Genomic DNA, 13656 nt, shown 5'->3' with positions numbered 1-13656 from the left:
AATGTATTCTTTTATCAAAATTCTTGGTTATGGCTCAAAATTCAACTGATTTTCTTTACTTTGCATTCATGAAACGCCCTATCACATACCTACTTACTGCACTCTTTTTGATATTGAGAGTTGCTGGTTTTTCACAAAACATTTTCCCTCCAATTACCAATTACACCTCTGCAGACTATGGAAGTGAATTTGCTCCAGAGAACCTAGGTATTTGTCAAGACAGCAAAGGTGTTATGTACTTCGGAAATACAGGAAATATCCTTACTTACGATGGGAGTCGTTGGGGAGCAATACCAGTTGTTCCTACAAGGGTTTGTCATGCGCTTCACTACTCCTCAGAAGGTACTATATTTGTAGGAGTTATGGGTGATTTTGGGTACTTAAAACCCAACAGTAAAGGACAATTTAGTTATCATTCCCTTGTTGATTCAACAGTTAGAGCAAAAACGCCTTTCAATGAAGTATGGAGCATTTATGAAAATGATGAAGGTGTGTTTTTCCACAGTGAAGAGCAAATTTTTCTGTACAAAGAAAATAAAGTGCATCTGCTTGACATGCCTTCCACCGCACATACTGTCTTTGAGGTAGATGGAAAAATCATTGCCCGTATGCGAGGCATTGGATTGATGACTTGGGAAAACAATCAATGGAATAAAGTTCAAGGTTCAGATTTATTTGAACTCTTTGGTGTTTTTGGTATCGTTAAAGGCCACGAAAAATCTACTCAAATCATCGTTACTCAAGAAGTCGGACTTTACCAATGGAATACAAAACAGAACATTATTTCAGAAATCTCATCTAGCAATGATGAAGCATTGATGGAGTACCTCATTTTTGGCGCTCAAAACATCAACAACAATCGAATAAGTTTATTGACCAAAGGAAAAGGACTTATCATCGTTGACAAACAAGGTCGAGAATTAGGTCGAATTGACAAACGAATGGGATTGATTTCTAATGACATCAGTCAACAATTCACCGATGAAGATGGAAACCTTTGGATCACCACCGCCAATGGAATATCCCTCATCAATTTAGAGTCACGCCTTTCCTATTTTTCTAATGAACAAGGAATTCATGGAGGAGTTGAAGCTGTTGCACATCAAAAAGTAAACGGAAAGGATTTTCTTTTTGTTGGGACCAATGAAGGACTTTTTAGATTAAACCATGAAAATAAATCCCTTTCAAGAATCTTTGAAAAAATAGAAGGCATTAACTATCAAGTTTGGGACATTGACATCTATCAGCATCGTTTGTTTGTGAGCACTAGCGAAGGATTGTATACTGCTGATTTAACAGAAGAGCCATTCAGCATCAAAAAAACGACTCCCTACAACACCAATAGCACCTATATAGATGAAGAGAATCAAATCTTGGTTACGGGTGGATTAAACGGCATTTACATTTACCATTTATTGTCGATGGACCTACTTTATTCGATTAAAGAAAACTTAACGACCATCACTGGAATTGAAAAAAGCAGTAAAGACAATATGAGTCACTATTGGATAGGGATTCATGGTCAAGGGGTATTAAAAATAAGTAAAGGTCAGCATTACACTTACGAAATGTTTTCAGGAGTTGACTCAGGCCTTCCAAGCGACCATATCGTAGTTCCACAAAAACTTAATGGAGAAGTAGTTTTGGGCTCTACAGAAGGAATATTAAACATTGATGAAACAGAGTTAGATGGTGAAATATACACCTTCTTTATGCCTCAAGAATTTGGAGATAGCACGATTAACAATGCTCTTTTCTATCTGCATGATGATGAAGCACACACTTGGTATTGCATTGAAAACAATGTTGGCGTCTACAATAAAAACGAAAAATCCTTTACCAATAGGCCTTTTTGGGGAATAAAGAAAGGCAGAATCAACACCCTTTATCATTCTCATGAAGAACCTTATTTATGGATCGGAGCATCTGATGGACTCATCCGTTACGACATCAATGGACAAGTTCCGTTCAAGAACAATTTCAATGCAATAATTAGAGGTATATACGGTAGAAATAAAGAAATGCTGTTTGGTGGAAATCCACACGATGCTATTGAGGATATAGAAATTGAATACAACAAAAGTTTTTTAAGAATTCAATTTAGCGCCCCTTATTTTGAGGATCATCAGCCATTAGAATTTAGTTATTTTTTGGAAGGGTATGATGAGCATTGGTCTGTTTGGTCGAATAAAAACGAAATTGACTTTTCAAATCTTCCAGATGGACATTACACCTTTAAGGTAAAAGCACGAAATGTTTATTTACAAGAATCAGCAATTGATCATATTTCATTTACAGTATTAACACCTTGGTACAAAACTGCATGGGCCATTATCGGATACATTATTCTCTTGGTTTTCATTATTTACATCGTGGTTCGCATTGCTTCTTATCGCTTAAAACAACAAAACAAGAGACTAGAAATTGCAGTGACCGAGCGAACAAAAGAAATTGCAGAAAAAAACACGCGTTTAGAAGAGCAAAAGTCTGAGATTCTCACTCAAAAAACAGAAATTGAGGACAGTATCAACTATGCACAAAGAATTCAAAATGCAATTCTTCCCATTAAGGAGGAAATGCTAGAACAATTGGGCGATTCATTCATCTTGTTTTGGCCAAAAGATGTAGTCAGCGGTGATTTTTACTGGTACTACAAAAGGAATAACATTTCAGTTGTCGTTTGTGCGGACTGTACTGGGCATGGAGTCCCAGGAGCTTTTATGTCGATGATTGGTGTCGATAAACTTAACGTTTGTGTTGGAGAAAAAGGCATCACCAATCCTGCAAAAATATTAAGCTTTTTAAACGAAGGGATAAAAACATCATTGCGTCAAGATGAGAGTAAAAAAGCTACACGAGATGGAATGGACGCTGCAATTCTGACCATCAATCATGACGACAATACCATTCAATATGCGGGCGCACATCGTTCACTTTGGTTGATTCAAAATGAAGAACTTGAAGAGATTAAAGCGACAAAAGTAGCGGTAGGAGGATTCACACCGTCAGATCAAGAATATGAGTTGCATGAATTCAAACTAGAAACAACAACTCGTTTTTACATGAGCTCTGATGGTTATGCTGATCAATTTGGAGGTCCAAAAGGAAAGAAATTCATGGTCAAGAAAATGAAGAAGCTGATTTTAGAACATCATTTAATGCCGATGGAAAAACAACAAGAAGCACTCGAAAAAGCAATGAAAGAATGGGCAGAAAACGAAGAACAAATTGATGATATATGTGTCATTGGAATTGCGATTGAGATACCATAAGCGTAACAAAAATCACTGAATGAGTAACGAAAAATAATTACACTTGCAGAAACGAAGAAAATGCATTCATCCTATTATTTATACGCTTTCATAGGAGGACTCGTCCTTGGAGGCCTCAATAGCTGGTATTGGTACACGAAAGGCTACCGTGGTGGAAAACTATTTTTCATGGGAACAATTGGTTTTTTCGGAATAATCGTGCTAATTTTAAAATTGTTTACACCTAATTAATGACAGCATTTAAAGACCATATTTATGCATTTAAACGAGCCTTAACTCTTCTTTTCCAAGGGAAGTTCTTGGTGTACTTTATTCCAGGTTTAGTCATTGCTATTCTTTTTTACTTTTATACTTGGGGATTGAGTTCGTTGGGAGGTTCTTTAGGGTTCTTTTCCAAGATTCCTTGGATCGGATCATTCATTGCTGTTGGAATAGAAACACTTTTTGGTTGGGTGAATAGCTTTTCTATTTTCATTTTTCAATTTACCATTATCACTTTGCTCTCCCCTTTTCATACCATGTTAAGCGAGCAAGTTGAAACCAATGAAACAGGTCAAAAATTTGACTCCAACTGGTCCAAATTCTTCAACGATATATTGCGAACAATAGGCGTTGTAATTGTTGGAGGTATCTTTTATTTTATCATTTACATCTCGTGGGTGTTTTTTGCATGGATGCTAGGACTTTCCTTTTTATCTCCTTTGGTTTCCGCCATTTTAATTGGTTTTTTTACAGGATTTAATAGCTATGATTATTCCTTAGAACGTCACGACGTAAGTGTTCTCCAGAGTTGGATTTATGCTTTTAGTCACCCACTACAAATGATTTTAACAGGAGGAGTCTTTACACTATTATTGTTTATTCCTTATCTCGGTGTTGTAATTGCCCCTGTTTTGTTGACCATGGTGGGAACCATTAACTTTTTACGCATGAAAGAAAGAAAAAATGAAAAGTTAAAATAAACTAAAACATCTCTTCATCAACTCATTATCAGTAGTAGAATATCTAATCTCAATCGAAGCATTTCAGTCATACATCTGACTTTATTTCTACTCCCCATTGATTATCAATGTTTTATTTTTTTCTTGTGCTTTTAAGACTAAATAGTCTATATTTGAATTAAACTATTCAATATGGCATCTCTCAATCCTATTAGTGGAACCCTTGGAGCTCAGAATGCAGCTCATTTACTGCGCCGCGCAACACTTGGTCCTACTTTAGCAGATATTCAAACTTTTTCAAATCTGACTCCAGCAGCAGCTTTTCAACAATTGATTCAGGTGCAGCCAACTCCAGATTTACCCATAGATTATTTGAGTGGAACGGACTGGGTTTATCCAAATACAAAACATCCTGATCGATTTACCAACACCCTAAGTGATTTTACAAGTGCTTGGTGGATTGAAAACATGCGTATTTCTGGCGCTAATCTCACCGATCGTATGGTTTGGTTTTACCACACTCATTTTCCTTTAATTATTTCTAGGGTTGAAAACATCCCGCAATTCTCCTTAGACTATTTACGTTTGTTGCGCTTTTATGCCTTAGGGAATTATAAAGACTTATCCAAAGCCATTTGTATAGACAACGCCATTTTAATTCACTTGGATGGTAATTTAAACATCAAAGGCGTTCCTCAAGAAAATTTCGGACGTGAATTCTTGGAGTTATTCACCGTAGGAAAAGGCGATCAAGTAGGTCCAGAAGATTATACCAATTTCACAGAAGATGATGTAAAAGCACTAACTAAGGCATTAACTGGTTGGGGAATTGATCCAAGTTTTCAAACCATTGACCCTGTCACCAATTTACCTACAGGAAAGGTTAAAGGAAATGGAACAATCTCATCACAGCATGATGTTACCGACAAACAATTTTCAGCGGCTTTTAATAATCAATTAATTCAAACGGCCAACGTCACTGGAGGAAATACTACTGTCCAATCAGTATATGACGAACTAGATGACGTCATTGACATGATTTTCAACTCTCCTCACACCGCAAAGAATATTTGCAGAAGAGTGTATAGAGAATTTGTCTATTTCGAAATCACTCCAGAAATAGAAGCCGATATTATTGAACCTTTAGCCTTAATTTTAGAACAAAATAATTTTGAAATCACCTCTGTGTTAGAAGTACTCTTTGCGAGTGAACATTTCTATGATGTTGATTCAGTACAAACCAGTGACAATAACATTGGGGCAATAATTAAATCTCCTCTTGACCTTTTGGTCGGCACAATGCGATTGTTTGACTTAGAAGTACCCGATAAAACTACGGATCTTGAACGTCATTACACCTTGTACGGTCAATTACTGAACCAGTTAGAGCTTAAAGGGTTGAATTTCTTAGAGCCATACGACGTTGCAGGTTATGATGCCTATTTTCAAGTGCCCGACTTTCAGCGCTATTGGATTTCATCAAATTACCTGGCCAATCGATATAAATTTGCAGAATTTCTTATCAATGGATTCACCGATGGCAACGGAGCGGTTTTAATGCAACTTGATTTCGTGCAGTTTGTTAGAGACAATTGTACAGACCCTTCTGATTCGAATTTATTAATGCAAGAACTTGTTGCATGGATGCTACCGATTCAACTGACAACAGAACGATTTGATTATTTTAAAGACACCATTTTACTTGATCAGTTATCCCCTATCAATTGGTCCATTGAATGGAACAATTACATCAACACCAATGACGATACAAATGTGCGCATTCAGTTAGAGCGCTTAGCCTTAGCAATGATGCAATCACCAGAATACCAACTCTATTAAGCCAAGAACTATGAATAGAAGAGACTTTACACGATTAACAGCCCTTATGGGATCAGGAATGTTGGTTAAACTGAATGGTATGCCATTGCATGCATTTCAGGGGAATGGATATTTAGAACACATTGCAAAAAACAGCTTGAATGACCGCGTGCTTATTCTTATAGAATTACACGGAGGAAATGATGGTTTAAATATGGTTATTCCCATCGACCAGTATGGAAACTACTACAACCTAAGACCCAATATTGCCATTCCTCAAATTGGTTCACGAAAATACATTCCACTTGACTTGTCCTTACCGGACAACAAACTGGTCGGATTACATCCAGACATGGTTGGAGCTAAAGCAATGTATGACAATGGTCATTTGGCGGTAATTCAAAATGTATCTTACGAAAACAGTAACGGCTCTCACTTCCGAAGTCGAGATATATGGCAAATGGGTGTCAGCTATGACGAGTATGAAAGTTCAGGTTGGCTCGGAAGATATATCGAACACTACCATCCAGATTATCCAACAGGCTATCCCAACTCAAACTTTCCTGACCCTTTAGCTATAGAAATTGGAACAGGAGTATCATTGGCTTTTCATCGTGACCAAGGAATTCCAACAGGACTTTCTATTCAGAACCCTAATGCGTTCTATGATTTAATTAATAGTGTTGGCGGTCCTTCTCCGGTGAATTATCCTGACTCACACGCAGGAGATGAAATCGAATACATGATGCAAATCGAGCAACAATCAAATAATTATGCTCAACGATTAAAAGATGTTTATAATGCAGGAGCGAATTCTTCAGTAGTTTATCCAGAACAATATCCATTTATCGCCCCTCCAGGAGCCATAAATAATCCCCTGGCGCCACAATTAAAAATTATTTCTCGTTTGTTAAGCGGTGGAATTGGCACTAAAATATTTGTATGTCGTATCGGTGGCTTTGATACACATGCCAATCAAGTAGAATCGAACAACACTTCAATGGGGGCACACGCTGCCTTAATGTATCATATTTCTTCTGCAGTAAAAGCATTTTATGATGATTTAGGCAACCTAGGATTGGCAGACCGAGTATTGTCTATGACTTATTCAGAGTTTGGTCGCCGTGCTGCATCAAATGCAAGTTATGGAACAGATCACGGAAACGCAGCACCAATGTTGGTTTTTGGTACTTGTTTAAACCCGGGAGTCTTTGGAGAAAACCCAGACTTATCCAACCTTCAAAATGGAAATATTCCTATGCAACACGATTACCGTCAAGTGTATAGCTCTATTGTAAAAGATTGGTTCCAAGCCTCAGATGATGTAATCAATGATGTTCGATTCCAAGATTTTACGGCCAACAGAATAGACTACATTAAATGTAAAGAATTGAGCACAAGTGAAATTTTTAAAGAAAACCTATGGATGAACTGTTTCCCTAATCCGAGTACTTCAAAAACAACAGTTGAATATTATTTGCACAAAGCTTCTCATGTTGAAATTGAGGTCATCGATTTGACAGGTCGTTCTGTTGCAACCTTAATTAAAGGAAATACGAACCAAGGAAAACACAGCGCCGACTTTGACTTATCGAATTTCGAAAATGGAACATATATTTTCGTTTTAACAACAAATACTACATCAATTACTAAAAAAGTAATCTTACAAAAATGATTCAACCCAAAAAACTACCATTGTTTTTATTGGTATGCTTAATTGCACAGTTTTCTCTCGGTCAGAGATATTCTGTTCATAAAGAAAAGAAATCTTACTTCGAGTTCTCCGCAGGACTCAACTTTTCGATTCCAAAAGTTACTGAACGTTATTCCGTCTTAAGCTCAACAGACGAAGACTTTGAAAAAGATTATGACAAATTCGGTAAAAATACAGGAGCGCAATTTGGAATTTCTTACAGTTACAATTTCACCAATGCCATTTCAATCAATGCAGGATTTGGCTATCAAATTCAAGGGTTCAAATACTTTACAGATTATTCTTGGAACGATACCATAGAACAGCAAAATCTTGATCGTGAAATGCATCACATCCAGAAAATCACCTACTTTACTGTTCCGGTTATGGCCAGGTGGGACATGACCAACTCGCAGTTGATTCCTTTTGTTCAAGGTGGTTTATTTTTCGATTTTAGACATCAAGCCAGAAAAGAAATTATCTACGACAACACTATTGATGGTGAAGAAACAGAAAACCAAACCTCATCTTCAGGGAAGGTTGAAATGACCGATCATACGCGGAAGTTCAACATGGGCTTAATCGGTGGTTTGGGAGTCAGTTATTACACTAAATTTTTCACCATTGGACTAGAAAGTAATTTTAAATATGGCTTTTTCAAAATCATTAAAGACGAAAACAGATATATAGATCAAACAGGATTTGCATTGCCTTATTTAGACGTCATGGATCAATTTAAATTGAGCAACTGGAATGTACAATTTACAGTATCTATTCCAATAAACCATTCTGTAACTACTAACATTCTGAGACGAAGAAGATATTAAAATTAAATATGAAAAATACGAGATTCTGTTATACCATTCCGTGCAAAATGATACTTTTAGTAGTGTTGGGCTTATTTTTTTCCAGTTGTAAAGACAAATACAAACCAGAAGAATCATTCATAAAAATCTATGATGATAAGGATGGAAATAAAAACTATGTCCCTTTGAGCATGAAACGCACCAGCGATGATGGATACTTAATCCTCAGCGCATACAACGGTTGGAACATTCACATAATGAAAACAGACAAAACAGGAGAATTTCTTTGGAAGCATGATTTACCCTCTAATTATGTCAATGCCGTCCCCAATTTAATCGAAAGAAATGGGGCTTTATACTTTGTTTGTATGGATGCTGTTGGATTGTTTACCTACATCATGAAAGTTGACGAAGGAGCAGAACAAGCCACGGATGTCCAAGAATTTACTCAAATCCAATATCCTTTGTATGTCCACGACAATCAAGACGCTGTATACATTCAAAATTACAATAGAGCTACTTATGAGACAGGAGTTATTGAACTTGATGCAGAGATGACACAGATACAAAACTTTGGAAGCGTACAAATCTATACCGATGTTGAAGACAAGATTGTTCATCACATCAACTATACAGGAAAACGGTTTCCATTTTCAGTCAGTGTAACACCAGAAAACAACAATGTACTATTAACAGGTTTCAATAATTACAGTTTTTCAACAGTATTTATGAGTGCTAACCTAAATGCAACTGGAGTTTATAACGGAGCTGGGTTTGATGGAGGATTAAATGCTGTGATGCCTTTAGGAGGAAATCAATACGCATTGGCGCGATTTTCATTCAGTAACCTTTACTTTAATCCGAATGCAAGCCTTTCTCCTACTACAATTGACATTGCAGAATCTATTCCTGCGCAAGGAAAATCAGAATTAGATCCACAAAAACCTGTATTGATTAAATCTCTCTTGATTAATGGTGAGAATTATACTGTTTATCTTGCGACTACAAAAAGCAATCAACTTCAGTTGAGTTTTTACCCACAAGGAAGCGATGAACCCAAGGCACTAAAATACATTGGACAGAGTGTACCCCTCAGTGCTGCAGATTTTTCCCTCACTGAGGACGAAGGGTTAATTATTTTAACTCAAACTACAGTATTGGGAAGTTTTAATCGAATCGCAACAATAAAATTGAGCAAAGAAGAATTAGAAACGATAGTAGATTAGTGATGCTTTTAGCAATCCCAAATCATTTCTTCAAAAATCAACATTGCAGCAAGTGCAATTTGCGTATAGTTTTGTGAAGCATTTCTAAATCTACCATTTTCCGTAACCCACATGGCTTGAATTAAATCCATACCTCCTGTTATAGGGTTAATTTTATTGACTACACCAGAAACATTTGCTGCTCCGGCATGATAAATATGCATTACAAAAAGTCTAAACCATAAATCATTTTCGTGGTAAGCTATTCCATGACGGTCTAAAATAACTTTAGCCTCAGGAATACAAACCCTAGAAATCAGTCTACTCGCTCCAATAGCTGATTTTTCAAAATCTTTTCGTTCATCCACATATCGGTTGACAGTAAGACCTTGCGCTCTTGCTACGCCAGCCATCAACTGAAAAGAACCATATGCTCCGGCATTAGATTTTGCCAGTCGTCCAGGACTTTCTATCATAAGAATCGCTTGAGCATACCAAGGGTCAACATTCTGTTCTTTAAACACCTCCACCCCTCTTGAAATTGTTGGCAAGACATGGTCAAAAGCATAAAAATCTTTCTTTCCAGTTGTCATATAAACTTTTGCTTCGCTGTCCAAACCTCTACTAACGCGAATTGAGTCACGGTAAGCATCTTTTTCTTCATCAGTTCTCAAATCCCACTGATCAAGAGAAGTTACTTCAACAATCTCTCGTGTTGCACCTATATTAATTACACAAGAATCTGGTGAAAGTGTCATGATTGTTTTCCAGAAAACAGGGTGTGCAAGGTGATCCCATTCTTGTTCAAACAACTGAATATTACTCACATAATGCAAGTTCACGGTATCATTAAGGAAACGAGATTCAACTAAATTAACGGTTGGAGCAATCCCTTTGTTGGTATTTTCCAAACTGTCAATTTCATGGGCACAGGATACGCCTATCCAAGCACAAGTTATTGTGGTGATTATAGTTTTGAGCATAGTTTTATAATTCTGGTTTTATAGACAAACACTACAAAATTTGAAGTGCTTGCATACAATTATAACAAAAATTATAAAATATGTTACACCTTTCTAATTTTATTTACTAATGCTAAGGCTTTTTCCAATTGTTCTGCTGGCGTTAGGTTTGAATTATCTAAAACAATAGCGTCCTCTGTTTGAATCAATGGACTTTCTTCTCTGTTAGAATCCATTTCATCTCTTGCTTGAAGATTTGCCCTCACCTCATCCAAAGTTACCTTATCTCCTTTAGCAATCAATTCATCATACCTGCGTTGCGCACGAATTTCAGGATCAGCGGTAACAAACAACTTGAGCTCTGCCAAAGGAAAAACAACAGAACCGATATCCCTACCGTCCATTACAACTCCTCCACCAATACCCAATATCCTTTGTTGTTTCACAAGGTAATCGCGGACCTCTTTAATTCTAGAAATTAAACTGACCACATTAGAGACTTCAATCGTGCGGATTTCTTTCTCCACATTCTCTCCATTCAGGCATAGGTCGGCTTCTCCGCCCCCTTTGTTAGAAAATTTAATTTTGATTTTTGGCAAAGCAGCAATAATTCTGTTGACATCTGAATGATTTCGTGAGATCCAATTTTGTCTCATCGCATATAACGCGACCCCTCTGTACATAGCACCTGTATCGACATAAATATAATCCAATTCTTTCGCCAAGGCTTTTGCTAATGTACTCTTCCCACATGACGACCATCCGTCTATTGCTATTGTAATTTCTTTGCTCATGGGGCAAAGATACAAATTCATACAACTAAGAAACCCAAATCAATTGAGTTAATTTTACTTTCATCCGTGCAAAACCCAACAAAACCGTTACATCTTTCCCTTTAATATCCTCAACTTCTCCTACTTGTTTTGTAGAAATCAGTTTGACTTTGCTTCCTACTTTGATCTTACTTTGTTGGTACTGATCGGCTTCTTTTTTAGGGTTCTTCTTTTTCTTGGCTTGTTTCTTCAAACGCACCTCTTGCTTGGCTTCCTCTATTTTAGATTTTTCCATTGCAATATATTTTTTCAAATCCTGTAGCAAACCATCATTAACGTTCTTCTTTTTAGAACGTACTTTATACTCATCAATGTATTGTTGCAACTTGGTTCCCAAGCTTACCAACTTACTTGTTTCCTCCGCTTTATTTTTCAGGCTTTCCAACCTCTTCTCGTACTTTTCTTTGGTTTCCTCATAGAAAATACGGTGTTCCTCGGCAGTTTCTTGCGCTAAAACATGCTCTTTTGTTAAACGACTGAGGTAAGATTTTTCTTTTTGCAATTCATGAAGCAATTGATCCATCTGAACACGTTTACTGTCTAACTTAGATTTGGCCCGATTAATCAACTTCTTTGGTATTCCATTAATCTGAGCGACTTCAAAGGTAAAAGAGCTCCCTGGTTGTCCCATTGAAAACTTAAACAAAGGATTTAAAGTTTCCGTATCAAACAACATACAACCATTGACAGCTTCCGGAAGTTCATCAGCTTTTAGTTTTATGTTGCTGTAATGCGTGGTAATAACACCAAATGATTTTTTATCATATAAAGTTTCAAAAAACACTTCCGCCAATGCACCACCCAAATCGGGATCTGAACCTGTTCCAAATTCGTCCAATAAAAGCAATGAGTTTTCGTTGGCTACTTTCAGGAAGTATCGCATGCGCTTCAATCGATAAGAGTAGGTACTCAACTCATCAACAATAGACTGATTATCTCCAATATCCGTCAACAAGGCATCAAATAGACACATTGAACTGTTGGGGTGAACAGGAACGAGCAATCCACACTGCAACATTAACTGCAGCAAGCCGACTGTTTTTAAGGTTATACTTTTTCCTCCTGCATTTGGTCCAGAAATCACCAACATTCTTGAATTTTCATCCATGGAGATCCGTTGGGGGACTGTTTTCTTACCCAAGGCCTCATTGTTCAATTTCAATAAAGGATGATAACAATCGATCAAGTCAAAAGACTTACTCTCGTTGATTGAAGGAAGGTAGGCATCCAATAACAAAGCCAGTCGACATTTGGCATTGATAAAATCTAATTTGGTCAGTACTTGTTGGTATTCTTTGATCAAGGGTAAATAAGCCAACATTTCTCGTGTTAACTGCTGAAGAATCACAAAAATTTCTTTTCGTTCATCATCCCTTAACTGTTCAAACTCTTTATTCAAAGGAATTGTTTCTCCAGGTTCAATAAAGGTCACATTTCCCGATTTGGAATTACTTACTACCTGTCCATCCACCTCTCTTTTGTAGGAAGACAAGACAGCTAAGACACGCCTTTCATCATAAAAACTTTCTTTGGTATCACTTAAATACCCCTTCTTTAGGTATTTGCGCATACTTCGATCAAAAGTCGAATGAATATTTCTTTTCACCGATTCCATTTGTTGACGTATATACGACAGCTCTGGAGAGGCATTGTCTTTTACAATTCCGTTCTTATCAAAGATGGTATCGATTTTTTCGATGATCTCTTTTGTAAATTCGACATCAGAGAACAACTCAATCAAATGTGGGAAATCATCATCTCGTTTATTGAAGAAATACAGCAAAGCATTCACCATTGAAGAAGCCATACGGATACGGGCAAAACTTTCTTGAGGCAAACTTGCGTTTTGAACAGGCAACATTCTAATTTCACCTTGAAGCTCTTCGAAATCAAGTCGCGGAAAACTTTCACCTTCACGACGAATTTCAACCAACTGATTGGTTTGATTGAGAAACTTGATTAATTCCTCATTGTTTTTTACAGGCTTAAGCCTTTCAACAATCTTAAGAGCTGAGGGACCAATACAATATTCTTTAAGAATTTCTTGCAGTTTGCCGAGCTCTAAATCTTTATATGTTTGTGAATCGCATTTTAACATTGCGTACAAAGCTAAGAAATCATTACAT

9 protein-coding genes are annotated in these 13656 nt (G+C 36.9%); 6 read left to right on the top strand and 3 right to left on the bottom strand.

The annotated features are described in order from the left end of the window. Nucleotides 1-29: 29 nt before the first annotated feature. The 6 genes from ACN0U3_RS09320 to ACN0U3_RS09295 all read left to right on the top strand — a co-directional run bounded on the left by ACN0U3_RS09320 (nt 30) and on the right by ACN0U3_RS09295 (nt 9756). Nucleotides 30-3272, top strand: coding sequence for a SpoIIE family protein phosphatase (locus ACN0U3_RS09320; protein ID WP_417266000.1), 3243 nt, complete (start codon nt 30-32; stop codon nt 3270-3272). Nucleotides 3273-3502: 230 nt separating this feature from the next. Next, entirely contained in the window at nt 3503-4234 is a 732-nt protein-coding gene (locus ACN0U3_RS09315; RefSeq protein ID WP_417265999.1) for an EI24 domain-containing protein, read from the top strand. A 171-nt stretch (nt 4235-4405) separates the two neighbouring features. After that, nucleotides 4406-6052: a DUF1800 domain-containing protein gene (locus ACN0U3_RS09310; protein WP_299201092.1), complete on the top strand. Its 1647-nt coding sequence runs from the start codon at nt 4406-4408 to the stop codon at nt 6050-6052. Nucleotides 6053-6062: 10 nt separating this feature from the next. Beyond that, on the top strand, nt 6063-7706 hold the full coding sequence (locus tag ACN0U3_RS09305) for a DUF1501 domain-containing protein (protein WP_299201089.1): 1644 nt from the start codon (nt 6063-6065) through the stop codon (nt 7704-7706). Then, on the top strand, nt 7703-8551 hold the full coding sequence (locus tag ACN0U3_RS09300) for a porin family protein (protein ID WP_417265998.1): 849 nt from the start codon (nt 7703-7705) through the stop codon (nt 8549-8551). Before ACN0U3_RS09305 ends, ACN0U3_RS09300 begins: the two co-directional genes overlap by 4 nt. A gap of 8 nt (nt 8552-8559) precedes the next feature. Further along, a complete protein-coding gene (locus ACN0U3_RS09295) occupies nt 8560-9756 on the top strand; it encodes a hypothetical protein (RefSeq protein ID WP_417265997.1) in 1197 nt (398 codons plus the stop codon). Between the two features lie 8 nt (nt 9757-9764). Here ACN0U3_RS09295 and ACN0U3_RS09290 read toward each other — a convergent pair whose 3' ends face one another. From ACN0U3_RS09290 to ACN0U3_RS09280, 3 genes are all read right to left on the bottom strand, one after another. Further along, nucleotides 9765-10718 (bottom strand): transglycosylase SLT domain-containing protein, encoded by a 954-nt coding sequence (locus ACN0U3_RS09290; RefSeq protein WP_417265996.1) that lies wholly within the window; start codon nt 10716-10718, stop codon nt 9765-9767. A gap of 83 nt (nt 10719-10801) precedes the next feature. Next, complete coding sequence (cmk, locus tag ACN0U3_RS09285) at nt 10802-11491, bottom strand: (d)CMP kinase (RefSeq protein ID WP_299201075.1); 690 nt, start codon at nt 11489-11491, stop codon at nt 10802-10804. Nucleotides 11492-11516: 25 nt separating this feature from the next. Next, nucleotides 11517-13628: an endonuclease MutS2 gene (locus ACN0U3_RS09280; RefSeq protein ID WP_417265995.1), complete on the bottom strand. Its 2112-nt coding sequence runs from the start codon at nt 13626-13628 to the stop codon at nt 11517-11519. Nucleotides 13629-13656 lie beyond the last annotated feature (28 nt).

Origin of the sequence: Brumimicrobium sp. (assembly GCF_048268645.1) — a bacterium.
GTDB classification, from domain to species: Bacteria; Bacteroidota; Bacteroidia; order Flavobacteriales_D; family Crocinitomicaceae; genus Brumimicrobium; species Brumimicrobium ulvae.
The sequence above is the reverse complement of the archived record's forward strand: the minus strand, read 5'-3'. Positions and strand labels throughout refer to the sequence as shown.